Raw genomic sequence first — 19,651 nt, 5'->3', positions numbered from 1 at the left:
TCTAGTTAATAATAGACTGTGGTCATTAGTCCTTGTTGTATGAAGCTGCGATCGTTCTTTTCTTTCCTCATTGCGGGCGTCTTGGCACTCTTAGGCTTGAGTGCCGGTGGTTTTTACTGGCTGACAACTCAAACTCCCCTGAATTTGCTCGCCGGCGGGCCGACAACTACTCCGGCTGCGGCTGTGTTTGTCTCGAAACAAGCACCTTTGTTAGCATCAATGCTGGTAAATCCCGATCGCCTCGAAGCATTGCGACAAGTTTTTGCCACTCCTGAAGAAAGAAGTCAATCGCACGCAGAATTTGAGCAAATCAAAAAAAGTTTCCTCGCCAATACAGGCCTCGATTACAGTAGAGATATCCAACCTTGGATAGGTGACGAAATTACCCTCGCCGTCACAACGCCAGATTTCGATGGCGACAGCAGGAACGGCCAACAAGCTGGGTTTTTACTGGCCGTTTCCTCCCAAAAGGTCGATCGCAGTCAACAATTTCTCGACTCCTACTGGCGCAAACAATCTCGTGGCGATAAAACAGTGCAGTCGGAAATATATAAAGGCGTGAAAATTAATTATAAACAAGCACCAATAGCAAAGAAAAAATCTGCTTCGCTTTCGCCTTTTAACCCGTTTTCTCTGCCGAATTCAAAGTTGCCATCCAGCTTCGCAACAGCAGCCACCGGCAGCAATTTAAATTCTGGGAATAACCAAAGTTTTGTTTTATTCTCCAATAGCCCGATTGTGATTCGAGATGCAATTAATAACGTTGAATCAGCTAACCTAAATCTCGATAATACCCCGGAATATCAAAAAGCTTTGCAGCAGCTAACTCAAGGCCGAATCGCTTTAGCATTTGTCCATCTCCCGCAATCAGCAGCCGAGCAAAATCCCCAAGTTTCTCTTAATTCTCTCGCAGTTGCTGTCGGAGTCAACCGGCGGGGATTGCTAGCTCAAACTGCTTTAGTGACATCGCGAGAAAACACAGCTTCTCCAACACTCTCGGAACCTGTGCAAGCTTTGCAGTACATTCCCTCAGCCAGTCCTTTCGCGGTCGCCAGCACCGATTTAAGGAATTTTTGGACTGATTTGTCATCGGCGGTGTCCACTAATGCAGAAGTCTCAAAATTAATCGATCGCGCTCTGGCAGATATTCAGCAACTTTGGGGCGTCAACCTGCCGCAGGATATATTTGATTGGGTACAAGGAGAATACGCTTTAGCAGTGCTTCCGAATTCGTCAAACAATGCGGACTGGATTTTTGCCGCCGAAAAATCTGCTGATTCCCAAAAGGCGATCGACAAACTGGATGAAATTGCCCGCAGCAAAGAATACAGCATCGGCAGCTTCACTCTCAGAAACCAGAAAATTACCGCTTGGACGCAGTTGACAACGAGCCAGAATTATGGAAAAGAAAATAATAGAAAAAGTGCGATCGAAACCGAGGCAAAAGGAGTTCGAGCTACCGTCGGCAAATACGAAATTTTTACCACTTCAGTAGAAGCAATGGACGCAGCACTAGAAGCAGCCGAAACAGGCTCTTTAGTTGCCCATCAAGATTTTCAAACCAGCATTGAACCGCTACCGCCATCTAACGACGGCTATTTTTATTTAGACTGGCCCTCCAGCAGAGCAATTTGGGAAAAAAAAATCCCGCTGTTGAGGTTAATTGAACTTTCGGCAAGACCCTTGTTCGACCACTTGCGATCGCTCACTGTCACCAGTACGGGAGAGATCGCAGGAATTCGCAAAGCTACAATATTTATGCGGATGAATTAGTCAAAAGGAAGGAAGAAGGAAGAAGGAAGAAGGAAAAACACGAAACTTGCCCAATTCCCAATGCCCAATTCCCAATACCCAATAACTAAGGACTAAGGACTAATAACTACTGGCTGCTTCACCTTTTTCGGTTGCCCAAAATAAGCTTGAAATACCTCTTTGGCGATCGGGGCCGCGGCAACAGAACCATAACCGCCATTTTCCACAACCACGGCGATCGCAATTTCCGGCTTGTCAGCAGGCCCGAACGCTACATATAAAGAGTGATCCTCCTGTCCAATAACCTCCGAAGTCCCAGTTTTGCCTGCGGTCATCGGAATCGTACCGTCATTCATCCCCTGCCCAGTACCCTCGGCAACCACCGCGATCAGTCCCTCCTTAACCACCTTAATTGTTGAAGGTTTCATCCCTGTATGTACCCGTTTAGTCTCCGCTGTGCCGGTCATAGAAGTCAAAAGATGAGGCTTCAGCCGATAGCCTCCATTAGCGATCGAACTCACCATCACAGCGGCCTCCAAAGGAGTCACTAACACCAACCCCTGACCGATCGACATGGTTACCGTATCACCCGCATACCAAGGTTCTTTATAAATTTTCTCCTTCTCCTCCGGCGTCGGGATTTGACCGTGAGTGCCACCGCCTAGCCCCAAAAGATTCAAATCCGTATCCTTGCCAATTCCTAAGCGGTGTCCCCACTTAGAAATTTGCTCCGGCCCCGTACTAATCCCCACTTGATAAAAAAATGTATTGCTGCTGAAAGCCAAAGCCTCCCGAAAGCCGATGTCGCCGTAACCGCCGCTGTGTTCGTTAAAATCAATTCCCCCCACAGTAATGTAAGACGAAGTACCGAGAATTGAGTCCGGCGAAAATTTGCCCGACTCCAGACCCGCGACGGAAGTCACAATTTTAAACGTGCTGCCGGGGGGATAGCCTTGCATGGCCCGATTCAAAAATGGATTTTCCTGGTCTTGAAGAGTTTGCCACTCATCCTTAGTGATTTTTCGCGTAAACAGATTGGGGTCAAAAGTCGGGTGGCTGGCCATAACTAATACCGCCCCGGTTTTGACATCCAGCGCCACTACTGCTCCCCGGCGGTTCCCCAAGGCTTTTTCGGCTGCTTTTTGCATGGACAAGTCTATGGTTAGCTGCACCGCCTCACCGGGTTTGGGCGGTGTCTCTCCCATCAGCCGCAATTCTTGATTTTGGGCATTTACCTCGATCAGTCGATCGCCCCAAACTCCTGCAATCTTCTTGTTAGAACTCGCTTCTATGCCCATCTGACCGACAATCATCCCCATCGGATATTCAGGATGAGCTTCCAAGTCTGCTGCAGTAGCTTCGCCAATATATCCGATCACGTGAGCAGCCAAACTGCCTTCGGGATAGTAGCGGTTCGCTTCTGGCCGCACTTCCACTCCCCGCATCTGTCCCACCTGTTCTGCTAGTGGCACAAACACTTCTGGCGGCATTGCTTGCTTGAGCCGCACCGGTCTGTAGGATTGAGGATCGACCTCTTTTAATTTTTTTAAAATTTCTTTCGCCGGGATTTTAAGCAGCGGACTCAACTTTTCTGCTGTCGCTTTCCACTCTTCCGGCGTTTGTTCTTTCGGCCACAAATATACCGATCGAGCTAAATTGTTTGCTGCTAGCAAGTTGCCCTTGCGATCGATGATATGTCCGCGATTCGCCGGCATTGGCACTAGGCGAACGCGATTGTTTTCGGCTCGTTCCCGGTGTTGCTTCCCTTGTATCAGTTGCAATTCCACCAGCCGACTAGCGTGCAGGCCCAGCAAACCTGTTGCCACCAGCATTAACACGATCGCCCGGTGTATCGGACGCTCCTGTTTCTTAGGAGTTTCCGCGAGGGTTTTGTCAGAAGAGGGAAATGCTGAGATTGAATAAACTTGTCGTTGCATCATTCTATAGGTAGATGTCAAATCCTAGATTTTAGATTCTTGAATTGTCAATTGTGAAGTATACATCATCAAACCGGGGACAATCGGGCCTTGACTCTTGGGAGAAACGGAATGATCGATCGTTAACTTTTGACTAATCACTAATAGCTCGTAACTCATGACTGCTGACTGCTGACTAATCCCCCAAGCACCAAGAAGTAGCCAGAAAAATCAAGGCCAGGCTCAGCCAATTAGGGAGGTGTAGCCAGCCGGATAGGCTTATAGGTAACAATACCAAGGCCTGTGTCAATAGGGAACCGATCGCCAACAGCAAGGCGAGGAGTATCAAATTTATCATCTTGACACCGTACAATTTCGGATATGAGTGGCTCGCCTGTGGCAGAAATCCGAGTGGCACAAGCGAGCGCGATCGTACAGGGATTGTCCTGATAGACATAAGGAAGAGAAGCCAGGAGGTTTTGAACTAATTTAAAAATTATTCTTCCTCCATAGTTTGTATTCGAGGGGCTGTGATGGGTAAATTCTGAGTTGTGATTTTAAGTTGTGACCGAGGAGTATTGCCATGTTGTATAATCAGCCACCCAATTTCAAAAACGGTGCGCTCTTGGCTGCGATTGCCACGATCGCCGCCCTACCAGTTTTAGCAGAAACAGCCAATTTCGGCACTTTAACTTTATCGCGAGGTTTTGCAGCCCCAACAGCAGTTTTGAGAGGTTCCACAGGCGGATCGTACTCTCTATCTGTGATAGCCAACGCCGATCGCCACAAAAACAAATGTTTGGGTTTTGCCACCCCAACTCCCGACCACATCATAGTCTTGCAGGAAAACTTTTCAAAACTCACGCTCCAAGTCAACAGCGGAGGCAAGGACACAACCTTACTCGTACAAGGCCCCGGTAATGCGGTGCGCTGCGGAGACGATATAGGTCAGAATAAAGATGCTGGCATAGTTGATTCAGACTGGCAAGCAGGCTCTTACAAGATTTGGGTCGGTACTGTCGAACCCGGAGTCAAGTCTAACTATACAATCTCTGTGCAGGAATAGAACGCAGCGACGCTGTGGCATAGCCACAATAAAATGCCGTCAAATTCTACCCCCATCTTCCCATCTCCGAGCGATCCACTGCCCCAATCTCCCACACTCTTAATCTCCCACTACCCAATCTCCCGATCGACCGCTCACTTCTCCCATCCAGTAAAATGTAAAATCGAAAGTGGCGTGTTTAACCAAAATAGGTAACTCCGAAAGTGCTAAAGACTCTTAGAGCTGACTTCAGTATAATTTTCGATCGCGACCCTGCCGCTCGCAACTGGCTGGAAGTTTTGTTTTGCTACCCCGGTCTTCAGGCCCTAGTGCTGCACCGCCTCGCACACTGGCTTTATGTGTTGGGACTTCCCTTCATCCCCCGCTTGATTTCCCACATTGCTCGCTTTTTGACCGGAATTGAAATCCACCCAGGGGCAACCATAGGCAAAAGCGTATTCATCGACCACGGTATGGGGGTTGTGATCGGCGAAACAGCCATTATCGGCGATTTTGCCCTAATTTACCAAGGTGTCACCCTTGGCGGTACTGGCAAACAAAGCGGCAAGCGCCACCCTACCGTCGGCGAAAACGTAGTTGTCGGTGCCGGCGCCAAGGTACTCGGCAATCTGCAAATTGGCAATAACGTCCGCATCGGCGCCGGTTCCGTCGTGCTCCGCGACGTACCATCTGACTGCACAGTGGTAGGGATTCCCGGCCGCATCGTCTATCGATCGGGAGTGCGCGTCAATCCGCTAGAACACGGCAGTTTGCCGGATTCGGAAGCAGTGGTAATTCGCTCTTTGCTCGATCGTATCGAATCCCTCGAACAGCAAGTAAAAAGTTTGCTTCCTCAAGCATCTGTCTCCTTAAATTCTGTTCCCAATTCCCACAATTTCCACTCAGTATCAGAAGCTTTAAACCAAGCCAGCAATGTAGCCTTAGCCGAAAAAACCCAACTAGCTGCAACCCCTAGCTGCAAGTTAAAAGATAAAGCCATTCAAGAATTTTTCGACGGCAGCGGCATCTAAAATTTGAATTGGGCATTGGGAATTAGGCATTGGGCATTGGGCATTGGGCATTGGAACTGACAACAAATAACCAATAACTAATAACTAATAACTAATAACCAATAACTAATGACTACTGACTACTGACTACTGACTACTGACTTCTTTTTCAAGGATTAACCGATCGCACAGACCAATTTCCCTCCCCGTCGCACCAATAAAGCGACCGGTTTTGCGGTTCCCCCCGCAACTCCAAAAAATCCACCGTTTCCGGTTCCAACAACAGCAAGCAAAAATTAGGCAGCGGCTCGATCGCATTTGGGGAAGCATAATCAAAAGCACTAGCCTCGGCTTTGTCATCCCCCGGATGCGGCCAAGCAAACTGCGCTCTAGCCGCCTCTGAAAGCTCCTGCCAAGTTGTGCACCGCGATGAACACAACTCTGCCTCTGGATAATCTGGCCCTACCAAAACTAGCTTTCCAGCAATCCGAAATTGTTCGCGAGTTTTTGGGAAATACCAGCAAATTTCCCCCCAAGGATAGAGGTTAATTTCCTCGGCTTTTTGACTGCGAATATCTGTAATAAATTTCAACTGATTAGTATCAGCTAAAAAACCTCGAAACACCACAGTGCGGTTGGCCGGACGCCCTGTGGCGCGAACAGTTGCTAGTTGCAAGTAGCGGGCAAAAGCGAGACTGCGGTTGCGGTGGAGCGCGTGAGCTAAGGGCGATCGCCAAAGTGCTAAAGACATAATTAATAACCTATCATATTGGTAATGGGTAATCGGTAATTGGTAATCGGTAATTGGTAATTGGGAATTCTATCCATTAAATCCGTCGAGCCAATCTGTTGCCGAATTTCCTGCTGCTTCTCTTGCCTAAACTCACAACTTACAACTATTAAAATCTTGCTATTGGTAATTTTATGTCAAATTCACTCTCAAAACTCAAAACTATTGAAACTCCCCACAGCGGCTACCACTGGGACGGCAGTTCCCGGCGCTTTTTTGAAGGATGGTACTACCGAATAACATTACCGATTCACGGACAATCCTTTGCATTCATGTATTCAATAGAAGACCCCAGAGGCGGTCAACCTTACAGTGGCGGTGCAGCTCAAATTCTCGGTCCGAAAGATAGCTATTTGTGTCGCACCTTTCCCGATGTAAATAAGTTTTGGGCACACCGAGAAGGTTTGGCTTTCGGACATTGGGGCAAAACAGATTTACAACTTAAACCCGGATATTTAGAACCGCAAGTATTCGACAGCAGCGTCGAAGAAGGCTATCAAGCTACTGCTACTTTAAATCAAGGTTATCTGCACGATCCGGGAAGTGGCAGCCACTGTTTTTGGCAATACGAAATTCAACCTATTTATGGCTGGGGGAACTCTGAAGAAATCCAGAAATCAACTGCGGGAATGCTATCTTTCCTGCCTGTATTTGAGCCGGGATGGCAAATTTTAATGGCTCATGGTTTAGCCACTGGCTGGATTGATTGGAACGGCGAACGCTACGAATTTAAAGATGCTCCCGCTTACAGCGAAAAAAACTGGGGCGGTGCTTTTCCGCAAAAGTGGTTTTGGATTAATTGCAATTGTTTTCAAGGCGAAAATGATTTAGCTTTAACTGCTGGCGGCGGCAAGCGGGGCGTGCTGTGGTGGATGGAATCGGTAGCAATGATTTGTCTGCATTACCGAGGTAAGTTTTACGAATTTGTGCCTTGGAATTCGGAAGTTAGTTGGAATATTGAACCTTGGGGAAGCTGGAAAATGCAGGCGAGAAACAGTCAGTTTGAAATTGAGTTAATTGGCACTACAAACAGTTCTGGTACTTATCTGCGAGCTCCTACAGAAAAAGGTATGGCTTTTTGCTGCCGGGATACGACGCACGGCGAATTGCGCTTGCAACTGCGAGAGTTGTTGGGGGGAAATGTGGAAAAAAATGGCAAGCAGCGTTCTAGAATTATCTTAGAGGCTCAAAGTTCTTTATGCGGTTTGGAAGTTGGGGGCGGGCCTTGGGATGAAGTTTGGCGATCGAATTAAGTCAGCAGTGAGTAGTCATTAGTCAGTTAATAGTTAACAGGAGTTAGAACAGCCATGATCAATATACTCGGTTGGCAATTAGGCAAATTCTACCGCTGTCAGCGGTTACAAAAAACTTTCAAGGTGATTTTGGGAGTAATTTTATGTTTGAGTACAATCTTGATGCCGGCGGCAATTGTTAGTGCTGCAGGTGATTTGTCTCGGCAGCCTGTCACCGAAATTACTGTTAGTTTAGGTAACGAAGCTGGGGAACTAAAGTTTTTTCCCAATCTATTAGAATTTGAATCTGGCAAGCGCTATAAATTAGTGCTGAAAAATCCCAGTTCCCAGAAACATTATTTTACTGCTAAAGACTTTGCTGATGCGAGTTGGACTCAAAAAGTTGAAGCGGGTAAGGTGGAAATTAAAGGAGCGATTCACGAATTGGAACTTAAACCGGGCGCTATGGCAGAATGGGTGTTTGTACCCATGAAATCGGGAACCTACAACCTGCGCTGTACGGTAGCCGGACATACAGAGGCGGGAATGATTGGCAAAATTACGATCGCCTCTTAAGTCCGAGTTAATACATTAACAGATTGACCAATTTTTGTGTAATCGGAAAACCAGTTTGACGCTCAAAATGTCTGAACATGGGACTAGGATTTGCCTCTAAAAATACATACTCGCCCGTTGGCTTAAGACGCCAATCAATAGCAGTCCAATCGAGCATAAATGCCTTTAATATTGCTAAACATTGTTGGTGAACTGATTCGGGCAAATCTATCGGAATTAACTCGGACTCTAAATCTTCCCGAAAGTCCAAAGCTTGACTGCGAATTTCCGCAGAATAGACTGATTCACCAATCACATAACTGCGAATGTTTGTCCCAGGAATATACTCTTGTATTGTGATTGGAGAAATACTCAAAGCCAAGTCCAGCCGATTAGGTTCTAAATGCGCCTCTGTCACCAACTTGGTATGAGCGCCACCATAAACTGGCTTAAAAATTACTTTTTTCTGAGATTGGACAAATTCCCTAACTTGCTCTGGGTTGTTACTGATTAAAGTTGCAGGAATTGTCACTCCTATTTGCTTTGCCAGACTCAGTTGTAGTGGTTTTTCTTTATGAAATTGGTATGCCTGCCAGGAATTAATCCAGCGAGCCGGACAAGCTTGCATTAGCGATCGCACTGTACTCATTGAATCGTTCAATGCAACTTGCTGTTGATTTGCATCTTTTAAATGTGCAACGCCAACACCGGAAAAATTGCGCCAAAATACACTGTGAATATCTTGAAAATTCAACTGGCGACCTCCGGGTAGCGTCAAGCACCCAACCAGGGTATCAGGTTGCCAAGACAGACGTAATTGTCTTGGAAACAGATAGGTATCTAAATAATCTACTTCTGCACCGGCTTGGGTGAGAGCATCTTTTATATGAGTAGCATGAGCATCTGAATCATTACCCAGAATTAAAATGTTCATGGAGAAATTAAAAATTAAAAATCATCAATCTATGTGCTAAAATCAAGTACAGATATGAAAAGTCGCATCACTTATTGTGAAAGTGCTGCAACTTTTGAACTCTTGAACAAAGACACTCAAATGAGGCTATATCTTTGAAAGTCTCATTACAGAAACAATCGGAATAGTTCAGGAGTTAGGAAAAGATTATACAATTGTTGGCAGGCATGAGATTACTAATAAATAGGGCCTCCACCGCCTTCAAACCAAGCTTTCGTGTAAGGTCCTCCACCCTCTTCACCTATAGCCAGAGTGGTCACCGGAGGGTCGAAAATAGGAGGCGGCGGAGGAAATCCTCCTCCTCCTTCACTTCCCGGACAGGGAGCTGAGATACACTGTATAGGACCACCCCCACCTTCTTCACCTAGAGCCAGAGTCGTGAAACGAATTCCACCTCCGATGTGGGCGGCTTGTTCATCAGTTAATATCTCTTCAAAATCCAAATTAATGGCTTCGAGATCGGCAATATCTAGATCAAAAGGATGATTCATAAAATTCTCCTACTTGAGTAAAAGATTAGGTGTATTGACACATAATCTAAATCAAGAGGATGAAGTGATGTTGCCATTTTGGCAAATTTGAAAGTAAGTATTGTAACTGTTAATTAAAAAATGTTAAGCTGACTCGAGCGGAGCCATTGTCAGTCCGGCACGGCTCAATTGCATATGATAAAGTTCTGCTTGCTCTTGCGGCCCAACCCAGACGGTGGCCTGGCCTTCGTGGTGGATTTGGTTGGCGAGTTTCCAAGCTCGATCGCTCGTCATCCCCGGAATGTATTTCGTCAAACATTCCACAACGTGCTGGAATGTGTTGAAATCGTCGTTAAGAACTATTACCCGATAGTTGGGATAAGGTTTGCGGGTAACTTGACTCGATCGAACGGGTGCTATGGTTGGTGAAGAGGTCATCGCGCGAACAGCCACTGAAACTACAAAATTCGTAAAAGAGTTACCTCTAAAATTTTAACACAATTTCAAAAATTTTCAACCCCTACTTGGTATTTTGATCCGCTTCGGGGTTTATTTTTACCACCGGGCTCTGCGTTAAACTTCTCCAGAAACTGTGGGGAGTAGGGTTAGGCATCCTGCCCCCCCTTGACAGGCTTTTCTGGAGAAATCTATGGCACCGCGCCGATTACACTAAAGTTAACACTCGATTGAGATCAGAAGTGTCGCCGTCAGAATACGCTTGCACCAGAAGTTGCTTTAAATCTTCAATCAGCGGATAGCGGGGGTTCGCTCCGGTACACTGATCGTCAAAAGCTCGATCGGCCATTTCCTCAACGCGAGCAAAGAAGAAATCATCACTCATTCCCTGACTGGCGATCGCCTCCTGAATCGTGCTAGGAATATCTACCTGACGCTTCAAATCTTCCACGGCTGCGATCAACTTCTCCACTTTCTCCTCTTCTGTATCGCCGCCCAAATTCAGATAGTCTGCAATTCGAGCATAACGCCAGTTGCTGTTAGGATACTTGTTTTGAGAAAAAATCGCTTGTTTGAACGGAACATCCGTTGCATTGTAGCGAATGACATGGGAAATCATCAGCGCATTCGCTAAACCGTGAGGGACGTGGCAAGTTGCACCTAATTGGTGAGCAATTGAGTGACAAACCCCCAGAAAAGAGTTGGCAAATGCCATCCCGGCGATCGTAGCAGCATAATGTACTTTCTCCCGCGCTTTCGGATCGTTAGCACCATTTTTGTAAGCGCTGGGCAGGTATTTAAACAGCAAACGAATCGCTTCTAAAGCCAAACCATTTGTATACTCAGAAGCCAACACAGAAACATAAGCTTCTAAAGCGTGGGTTAGCGCATCAATGCCGCCGTAAGCAGTCAGTTTCCGGGGCATATTCAGCGTAAGTTCTGGATCGACGATCGCCATACTCGGAGTCAGAGCATAATCTGCAAGCGGATACTTAATCCCCGATCGTTCATCCGTAACAACCGCAAAAGGCGTGACTTCCGAACCCGTTCCCGAAGTAGTTGGAATTGCCACCATAATTGCCTTTGAACCCAAAGGCGGCAGTTCGTATACCCGCTTGCGAATATCCATAAACCGCATCGCCAATCCTTCAAACTCAATTTCTGGATGCTCGTACATCAGCCACATTACTTTAGCAGCATCCATCGGCGAGCCACCACCAAAAGCAATAATCACATCTGGATGGAAACTATTGCAGATTTCTAAACCTTTGCGAACAGTAGCAAGGGAAGGATCGGGTTCCACATCATAAAATGTGTAGTGATCGATGCCGATTTCTTCCAAACTCTCTGTGACTTCCTTAGTCAATCCCAATTCAAACAAAGGTTTATCCGTCACAATCAAAGCACGTTTCTTACCTGCAAGATCCCTCAAAGCTACAGGAAGACAACCCGACTTAAAATAAATCTTGGGAGGAATGCGGAACCAGAGCATATTTTCGCGCCTTTCTGCTACGGTTTTGATATTGAGCAGGTGATGGGGTGTCACGTTGACAGAAATGGAATTATCGCCCCAGCTACCGCAACCGAGGGTAAGGGAGGGATCGAGGCGGAAATTGTACAAATCGCCGATCGCACCTTGAGAAGAAGGCGTATTAATCAGCACCCGCGAAGTCTCTAGTTTGCTTTCAAAATAACGAATGTGTTCCTGATTGTGGGGGGCCGTGTAAAGTACAGAAGTATGTCCGTGCCCGCCAAAAATTATCAGCGCTTCAGCTTTGTCTACTGCTTCAGTAAAGTCCTTGGCGCGGTACATTGCGAGAATGGGCGAAAGTTTTTCACAAGCAAAGGGTTCTTCTTTACCTACCGCATCCACTTCTCCAATCAAAACCCTGATGTTTGACGGCACTACAAAACCAGCAATCTGCGCCACCTTTTGCACCGATTGTCCGACAATTTCGGCATTCAATCGCCCATCAATTAAGATTACCTGCCGCACTTTTTCTCGTTCTTCAGCAGTGAGGAAATAAGCACCGCGCTTGATAAATTCCAGTTGCACGGCATCGTACACCTCATCCACAACAACCACCGATTGTTCCGAAGCACAAATCGTGCCGTTGTCGAAAGTTTTGCTGAGCAAAATTGAGCTGACAGCCATTTGGATGTGGGCGGTTTCATCGATGATGGCGGGAGTATTTCCCGCGCCGACACCGAGGGAGGGATGTCCTGAAGAGTAGGCCGCTTTTACCATTCCCGGCCCGCCAGTTGCCAAAATTAGTTTGATATCGGGGTGCTGCATCAAAGCTTGGGAAAGTGGCACAGTTGGCTCGTCAATCCACCCAATAATATCCGGTGGTGCTCCTGCTGCTACAGCAGCATCGAGGATGATTTTTGCCGCCGCAGCCGTGCAGGATTTGGCGCGGGGATGGGGCGAAAATATAATGCCATTTCTCGTCTTGAGCACGATTAAAGATTTAAAGATGGTGGTGGAAGTCGGGTTAGTTACAGGAACGATTCCCGCCAGCACTCCCACGGGTTCGGCAATGCGTTCGTAGCCAAAATGCCGATCGGACTCGATGATACCGCAAGTCTTGTCGTTTTTGTATTTGTTGTAAATCATTTCCGAGGCAAAATGATTTTTGATTGCCTTATCTTCGATAACTCCCATTCCCGATTCTTTGACTGCTGCCTTGGCTAAGGGAATGCGGGCGGCATTAGCGGCTAAAGCTGCTTGCTTGAATATGCGATCGACCTGTTCTTGAGTGTAGGTGGCAAATTCAGCTTGGGCTGCTTTCACTTTTTGAATTAGGACTTCTAATTCTTCTAAATTGGTAACTTTCATGTTGTTTTTCCTGATGTTTATTTCGGGAAAATTATTGCCTCAATCTTTGATTGGTAGGAACCCGCCGATCGACGCAGATAATTTCAAGATTGTTAGTGATTTGTGAACGCGGTCTTTTAATTATTATTATATACCGCTAGCTCCGATCGCATTGACGCCGCGACTGCGAAAAATATCAACCGTTTGTTGCACGAGTTCCGGTGAAGCTGGAGGTGTATCCTTGAGTTCGTAATCCAGTTTTAATTGTTCCCATTTGTATTCTCCCATTTTATGAAATGGCAATACTTCTACTTTTTCCACATTGTTCAGATTGGCAATAAAATCCGCTAGTTTTTCTACGTTTTCGATGTCATCTGTGAGGTGAGGAACTAGAACGAAGCGAATCCACGTCGGTTTGCCAATTTCGCTGAGATATTTTGCCATTGCTAAAGTAGGCTCGATGGAAACGTTCGTGACTTTGTAATACAGTTCAGGAATGTAGGATTTGATGTCCAATAAAACGAGATCGGTCATTTCCAGAACCGGTTTAGCAGCTTCTAAAACACAGAAGCCTGATGTGTCCAGCGCTGTATGCAACCCCATTTGATGACAGCGGCTAAAGATTTCTCTGACAAAATCCGGCTGCATCAACGGTTCGCCGCCGCTGACTGTAACGCCTCCTTTCCGCAGGTAGGATTTACATTTTGTAATTTGCTCGATTAAATAATCGACGGTTACTTCTTTACCATCGTGGGAATCGCGACAGTCGGGATTGTGACAGTACAGACAGCGTAACGGACAGCCTTGGGTGAAGACGATAAACCGGATTCCGGGGCCGTCTACGGTTCCAAATGTTTCGATTGAATGAATGCGACCAATTCCAGACATTTAATTTGCTGTTTGTTGGTAGGGATTTTGAGACTAGGGATGAGCGGGAGGGCAGGGTTAACAATAGCCGGAAAAGTTTCTGGACTCTTGTTGATAGCCTCGGCTCGCTCCCCCTGGCATCTCACTTAAGAAGGGGGATTGTCCGAGGTTCCGGTTCTCCCATTCTTAAGGCTAGGGGGGATTGAGGTTAATCATTTAACAGCTTCTTCATTCCCCCTCTGTTCGGATGAAAGTTTGACTCTTGAGCGGTTGAAACCGCCGAGTTTTTTCTGCTGGGATTTAGACACGTTCGTGGAAAGTGCGTTTAATCACATCTAATTGCTGTTCGCGGGTAAGTTTGATGAAATTAACCGCATAACCGGAGACGCGAATTGTTAGCTGGGGATAGTTTTCTGGATGTTCCATCGCATCTAGTAATGTTTGCCGATCGAGCGCGTTAACATTGATGTGATGACCGCCATCGTGGAAGTAACCGTCTATAAGACTAACTAGGTTGTTAGTCCGATCGCTCTCCATTCTTCCCAAGGCCTGCGGTACAATCGAAAAAGTATTCGATATGCCATCTTGACAATCACTGTAAGGCAGTTTTGCTACAGAAGATAAGGATGCGATCGCCCCACAGGAATCTCGGCCGTGCATCGGGTTAGCACCGGGAGCAAAGGGTTCGCCGGCTTTACGTCCGTCGGGAGTGCTACCAGTTTTTTTGCCGTAAACTACGTTAGAGGTAATTGTGAGTACCGATTGAGTCGCTACAGCGCCGCGGTAGGTTTTGTGCTGGCGAATTTGGTTCATGAAACTTTGCACAAGTTCGATGGCTAGACTGTCTACGCGATCGTCATTATTGCCATATTTGGGATATTCTCCTTCGATCGAGTAATCTACGGCCAAACCTTGCTCGTTGCGAATCACCTTAACTTTAGCGTGTTTAATCGCCGAGAGCGAGTCCGCCACCACCGACAGTCCGGCAATTCCGCAGGCCATGGTCCGGTAAACATCGCGATCGTGCAAGGCCATTTCCAGGCGTTCGTAGCAGTATTTGTCGTGCATGTAGTGAATGACATTCAACGTATTGATATACGTTTTTGCCAACCACGCCATCATGTCCTGGAACCGCGCTCTTACCTCGTCATAATCGAGATATTCGGTAGTAATCGGTGGGAACTGCGGCGCGATTTGGTCGCCGGACTTCTCATCTTTACCGCCGTTAATCGCATAGAGCAAAGTCTTAGCCAAGTTAACTCGCGCGCCGAAAAACTGCATTTGCTTGCCAATTCGCATCGCGGAAACACAACAGGCGATCGCGTAATCATCGCCGTATAGAGGGCGCATCAAATCGTCGTTTTCGTACTGAATCGAACTCGTGTCGCTGGATACCTTGGCACAGAATTCTTTGAAGTTTTCCGGCAAGTTTTCCGACCACAAAACGGTGAGATTTGGTTCGGGTGCAGTACCGAGGTTTGAGAGGGTGTGCAAGAATCGGAAACTGTTACGAGTTACCAATGTTCTACCGTCATTGCTGGTACCGCCGATCGCCTCTGTTACCCAAGTTGGATCGCCAGAAAACAGATCGTTATAGTCGGGAGTTCGCAAAAACCGAACCATGCGGAGTTTCATGACAAAATGGTCGATCAGTTCTTGCAATTCCACTTCGGAACTCGCGCCGCTTTGCAAATCGCGATCGAAATAAATGTCTAAAAACGTCGATACGCGGCCGAGAGACATAGCTGCCCCGTTTTGTTCTTTCACTGCTCCCAAGTAGGCAAAATACAGCCACTGGACAGCTTCTCGCGCGTTTGCCGCCGGCAGGCCAATATCAAAGCCGTAGCTAGCAGCCATTTCTTTTAACTCAAACAATGCCCGAATTTGCTCGGATAACTCTTCGCGCAAGCGAATTGTTGCCTCGTCCATCGCGTCTAGTTCGAGCGATTCTTGCTGTGTTTTTTTATCCTCAATCAGGCGATCGACACCGTACAAAGCCACGCGCCGATAGTCACCGATAATCCGCCCGCGTCCGTAGGCATCGGGCAAACCTGTGATGATACCAGAACGTCTCGCCAGACGCATCGAGCGCGTGTAAGCATCGAATACGCCATCGTTATGAGTTTTGCGATATTTCGTAAATATTTCTTCAGTTTGCGGGTCGAGCTGATAGCCGTAAGCTTCTAAACCTGCCTTGACAACGCGAATCCCGCCAAAGGGCATAATCGCGCGTTTCAAAGGTCGATCAGTTTGCAAACCTACTATTTGTTCTAAGTCGCGATCGATGTATCCTGCTGCATGAGCGGTGATAGATGTGGGAACTTTTGTATCAACATCCAATACACCTTTTTCGCGCTCTTGCTTCATTAATTCCAGAACTTTTTGCCAAAGCTGCTGGGTTTTTTCGGTTGGTGCTGTGAGAAATTCTGCATTCCCTTCGTAGGGGGTGTAATTTTTTTGAATGAAGTCTCTGACGTTGACTTCCTTTGTCCATTTGCCTTCAGTAAAGCCGTGCCATTGTACTAACATAGCTTGCTTTCACCTCAATCTTTTGTTAGCGGTCGATTTTTTCTTCTGGGACCGCTATATCTACTATATATTTAATCTCAATATTTTAAATAGCCTGTTTGCTCTTTGTTACAAAACTTGACTTGCTAATTCGGTGGGAAGAATTAAAATAAATAGTATGCAGAACAACCTCTGGGATTTTTGAGGAAGCTCTGACAAAGTGGGATTCCGAACTAACACTTTGACAACGGAAATGTTGTTTAAGTGCGGGTCGGTCGGAAACCCGCAATGAGATTTTTGGTCGCGAACTGCGAAGACCAGAAGAAGAGAAAGAAAAAGCAGAAAAATAGCAGAAGAATAGCAGAAAAATAGTTCGGATTGGATGCGGTAATTGTTATCGAAAGCAGAGCAACATTAATTGCTGATTAATTGAAGTAGGGTATTATGCAGATAAATTCAAGAAATCAAAGCACTGCGAGCGATCCGGCTCACGATATTTGGAAAGAACAGCGTCATCCGCTCGATCGGATTTTTCGGCCTCAGTCCGTAGCTGTAATCGGCGCAACAGAGAGAGAAGGAAGCGTCGGACGTACTCTCCTGTGGAACTTGATTCGGAATCCGTTTGGCGGAACAGTTTTTCCAGTGAATCCGCAGCGCCGCAGCGTCTTGGGGCTCAAGTCTTATCCTGACATTGCTAGCGTCCCGGAAAGAGTGGATCTGGCGGTGATTGCTACGCCTGCTGCTGGGGTGCCGCAAGTGATCCGCGAATGTATCGCTGCTGGGGTGAAAGGAGCAATTATTGTTTCTGCTGGGTTTAAAGAGATTGGTGCGGCTGGGGAGGCTTTAGAACAGCAAGTGATGGCCCAAGCGCGTCAGGGCGGAATGCGGATTATCGGCCCAAATTGCCTCGGCGTGATGAATCCCGTGCTCGGGCTCAATGCTACTTTTGCAAGTACGATCGCCCGTCCGGGTAATGTCGCCTTCATCAGTCAAAGCGGCGCCCTCTGTACTTCGATCCTAGACTGGAGTTTGGGAGAAAATGTCGGTTTTAGCGCTTTTGTGTCGATCGGCTCTATGCTTGATGTCGGTTGGGGCGATCTGATCGAGTATTTCGGCGACGATCCCCATACTCACAGTATCGTTTTGTACATGGAATCTATGGGTGATGCTCGTTCGTTCCTGTCCGCCGCCCGCCCAGTGGCGATCGACAAACCGATCATCATTCTCAAGGTAGGACGTACCGCCGCCGCCGCCGCCGCCGCCGCTTCCCATACGGGAGCTTTGACCGGTAGCGATGACGTGCTTAACGCTGCTTTCCGCCGCTGTGGCGCGTTGCGGGTACATACGATTTCCGATTTGTTCGACATGGCAGAAATTCTGGCCAAGCAACCGCGACCGCAGGGCAACCGCCTATCGATCGTCACCAATGCAGGAGGCCCGGGGGCGATCGCCACTGATGCCTTAATTAGCGACGGCGGTGCGCTGGCAGAGTTGGCACCGGAGACGCTGCAGCAGCTTGATGAGTTTTTGCCGCCTCAGTGGAGTCATCACAACCCGATAGATATTTTGGGCGATGCTAGTAGCGATCTTTACGCCAAAACTCTAGAAGTTGTCGCTCCCGATCCCAATAGTGACGGATTGCTGGTCATCCTGACGCCACAAGCGATGACCAATCCCACCCAAACCGCAGAAAAACTCAAGTCTTACAGCAAACTCGGAAAGCCCATATTAGCAAGCTGGATGGGCGGTGTGGAAGTGTCAGCGGGAACGCAAATTCTCAATCAGGCAAATATTCCGACTTTCCCCTATCCCGATACCGCCGTCAGGTTATTCAACTATATGTGGCGGTACACATACAACCTGCGCGCTATCTACGAAACGCCTTCTCTCCCCGCTGATTGCGAAATCGAGACTTCCGGGTGTGCGACTGCTGCTAAGATTTTGACTGCCGCCCGCCAAAACAATCGCACTCTATTAACCGAGTACGAATCAAAACAGTTGCTGGCAGCTTACGGCATTCCCACCGTAGCGACAGAAATTGCAGCGAGTGCGGCCGAAGCTGTGGCAATTGCCGATCGCCTCGGTTATCCAGTGGTGCTAAAACTCCATTCTGAGACGATCACTCACAAAACCGATGTGGGGGGCGTAAAACTAAATTTAGGCGATGCTAACGCTGTAATTAGTGCCTTTGAGGCGATCGCCCAGCGGGTACGGGCGATCGATCCGGCAGCGTTTCTCGGCGTAACCGTGCAGCCGATGGTGCACTTGGAAGGCTATGAAATAATTTTGGGTAGCAGTATTGACCCACAATTTGGGCAGGTGATGCTGTTTGGTTCCGGCGGACAATTAGTGGAAGTCTTTCAAGATCGATCGCTCGCACTTCCGCCTTTAAATACCACCCTAGCGCGGCGGATGATGGAGCAAACGCGCATCTATAAAGCTTTGCAAGGAGTGCGCGGTCGATCGGCAATTGACCTGGTACAACTCGAACAGTTATTAGTTCGTTTCAGTCAACTGATTGTAGAGCAACCTCAAATTTCCGAGATTGATATTAATCCGCTGTTGGTTTCTCCTGAAGGTGCGATCGCTCTTGATGCCCGCGTTGTTCTCCAAACAACAGAAAACCCCATTTCACCCGCGATTCGCCCCTATCCAACGCAATACGTTCAAACATGGGCAACTAACGGCGATCGTCCCATCACGATCCGTCCGATTCGTCCAGAAGATGAGCCGCTGATGGTGCTGTTCCATGAAGAACTTTCGGAAGAGAGCGTGTATTTGCGCTACGCTCACATGGTAAAGTTAAAGCACCGCATCGCTCACGAACGTTTGACCCGGATTTGTTTTATTGACTACGATCGGGAAATGCTGTTAGTAGCCGATCGTCAAGACCCCGAAACCTCAGAACACCGGATTTTGGCAGTAGCGCGTCTGAGCAAACTCCACGGCACAAACGAAGCCGAATTTGCCCTCATCGTTAGCGATAGCTATCAGCAGCGCGGTTTGGGAACAGAATTATTGAGGCGGCTGCTCCAAATTGGTCAGGAAGAGAAATTAGAGGCGATCGTTGGCTACATTCTCAATAGCAACTACAAGATGCAGAGCATCTGTAAAAAACTAGGATTTGAACTCCAACCAGACCGAAGCGAAGGAATGTTGAAAGCTGTTTTTGTCTGCTAATCGCAAGTTTGGTTAAATAATTCTCATTCATCACAACTAAAGTCCTCACTACAAACTTTATCGGTTTGTAGTGAGGACT

Annotated in this window: 15 protein-coding genes; 6 read left to right on the top strand and 9 right to left on the bottom strand. The window is 47.3% G+C overall.

Features of this window, described 5'->3' with window-relative positions:
* The first annotated feature begins 18 nt into the window (after positions 1 to 18).
* Entirely contained in the window at positions 19 to 1,773 is a 1,755-nt protein-coding gene (locus QUA45_RS11250; protein ID WP_333220726.1) for a DUF3352 domain-containing protein, read from the top strand.
* Positions 1,774 to 1,865: 92 nt separating this feature from the next.
* On the opposite strand, the gene mrdA is transcribed toward QUA45_RS11250, so the two are convergent.
* Both mrdA and QUA45_RS11240 read right to left on the bottom strand, forming a co-directional pair.
* On the bottom strand, positions 1,866 to 3,692 hold the full coding sequence (mrdA, locus tag QUA45_RS11245) for a penicillin-binding protein 2 (RefSeq protein WP_333098841.1): 1,827 nt from the start codon (positions 3,690 to 3,692) through the stop codon (positions 1,866 to 1,868).
* A 21-nt stretch (positions 3,693 to 3,713) separates the two neighbouring features.
* Positions 3,714 to 3,848, bottom strand: a complete 135-nt coding sequence (locus QUA45_RS11240) for a hypothetical protein (protein WP_333098840.1) — start codon at positions 3,846 to 3,848, stop codon at positions 3,714 to 3,716.
* 403 nt (positions 3,849 to 4,251) lie between these two features.
* Between QUA45_RS11240 and QUA45_RS11235 the strand changes: the two genes are divergently transcribed.
* The gene (locus tag QUA45_RS11235; protein WP_333220724.1) at positions 4,252 to 4,734 is read left to right on the top strand and encodes a hypothetical protein; all 483 of its coding nucleotides are present in this window, start codon (positions 4,252 to 4,254) and stop codon (positions 4,732 to 4,734) included.
* Positions 4,735 to 4,937: 203 nt separating this feature from the next.
* Positions 4,938 to 5,744 (top strand): serine O-acetyltransferase, encoded by an 807-nt coding sequence (gene cysE / locus QUA45_RS11230; protein WP_333220722.1) that lies wholly within the window; start codon positions 4,938 to 4,940, stop codon positions 5,742 to 5,744.
* Between the two features lie 148 nt (positions 5,745 to 5,892).
* On the opposite strand, the gene QUA45_RS11225 is transcribed toward cysE, so the two are convergent.
* Positions 5,893 to 6,474, bottom strand: a complete 582-nt coding sequence (locus tag QUA45_RS11225; RefSeq protein WP_333145843.1) for an Npun_F5749 family FMN-dependent PPOX-type flavoprotein — start codon at positions 6,472 to 6,474, stop codon at positions 5,893 to 5,895.
* Between the two features lie 173 nt (positions 6,475 to 6,647).
* Between QUA45_RS11225 and QUA45_RS11220 the strand changes: the two genes are divergently transcribed.
* Both QUA45_RS11220 and QUA45_RS11215 read left to right on the top strand, forming a co-directional pair.
* Positions 6,648 to 7,766: a tocopherol cyclase family protein gene (locus tag QUA45_RS11220; RefSeq protein ID WP_333220720.1), complete on the top strand. Its 1,119-nt coding sequence runs from the start codon at positions 6,648 to 6,650 to the stop codon at positions 7,764 to 7,766.
* Between the two features lie 54 nt (positions 7,767 to 7,820).
* Positions 7,821 to 8,321: a plastocyanin/azurin family copper-binding protein gene (locus QUA45_RS11215; protein WP_333098832.1), complete on the top strand. Its 501-nt coding sequence runs from the start codon at positions 7,821 to 7,823 to the stop codon at positions 8,319 to 8,321.
* A 7-nt stretch (positions 8,322 to 8,328) separates the two neighbouring features.
* Here the strand turns inward: QUA45_RS11215 and QUA45_RS11210 are convergent, their stop codons facing one another.
* The 6 genes from QUA45_RS11210 to pflB form a co-directional block, all read right to left on the bottom strand.
* Complete coding sequence (locus QUA45_RS11210) at positions 8,329 to 9,234, bottom strand: MvdC/MvdD family ATP grasp protein (RefSeq protein ID WP_333098831.1); 906 nt, start codon at positions 9,232 to 9,234, stop codon at positions 8,329 to 8,331.
* A 215-nt stretch (positions 9,235 to 9,449) separates the two neighbouring features.
* A complete protein-coding gene (locus QUA45_RS11205) occupies positions 9,450 to 9,764 on the bottom strand; it encodes a hypothetical protein (protein ID WP_333220718.1) in 315 nt (104 codons plus the stop codon).
* A 123-nt stretch (positions 9,765 to 9,887) separates the two neighbouring features.
* On the bottom strand, positions 9,888 to 10,181 hold the full coding sequence (clpS, locus tag QUA45_RS11200) for an ATP-dependent Clp protease adapter ClpS (protein ID WP_015178834.1): 294 nt from the start codon (positions 10,179 to 10,181) through the stop codon (positions 9,888 to 9,890).
* Between the two features lie 226 nt (positions 10,182 to 10,407).
* A complete protein-coding gene (gene adhE / locus QUA45_RS11195; RefSeq protein ID WP_333220716.1) occupies positions 10,408 to 13,038 on the bottom strand; it encodes a bifunctional acetaldehyde-CoA/alcohol dehydrogenase in 2,631 nt (876 codons plus the stop codon).
* 126 nt (positions 13,039 to 13,164) lie between these two features.
* Positions 13,165 to 13,905 (bottom strand): pyruvate formate-lyase-activating protein, encoded by a 741-nt coding sequence (gene pflA, locus QUA45_RS11190; RefSeq protein ID WP_333098827.1) that lies wholly within the window; start codon positions 13,903 to 13,905, stop codon positions 13,165 to 13,167.
* 279 nt (positions 13,906 to 14,184) lie between these two features.
* Positions 14,185 to 16,413 (bottom strand): formate C-acetyltransferase, encoded by a 2,229-nt coding sequence (pflB, locus tag QUA45_RS11185; protein WP_333220714.1) that lies wholly within the window; start codon positions 16,411 to 16,413, stop codon positions 14,185 to 14,187.
* 423 nt (positions 16,414 to 16,836) lie between these two features.
* Here pflB and QUA45_RS11180 point away from each other — a divergent pair, with 423 nt between their 5' ends.
* A complete protein-coding gene (locus tag QUA45_RS11180) occupies positions 16,837 to 19,572 on the top strand; it encodes a bifunctional acetate--CoA ligase family protein/GNAT family N-acetyltransferase (RefSeq protein ID WP_333220712.1) in 2,736 nt (911 codons plus the stop codon).
* Positions 19,573 to 19,651: the final 79 nt, after the last annotated feature.

The sequence above is a fragment of the Microcoleus sp. Pol12A5 genome (genome assembly GCF_036701435.1).
Lineage (GTDB): Bacteria > Cyanobacteriota > Cyanobacteriia > Cyanobacteriales > Microcoleaceae > Microcoleus.
Note: the sequence above shows the minus strand (reverse complement) of the source record. Positions and strands in the feature narration are given on the sequence as shown.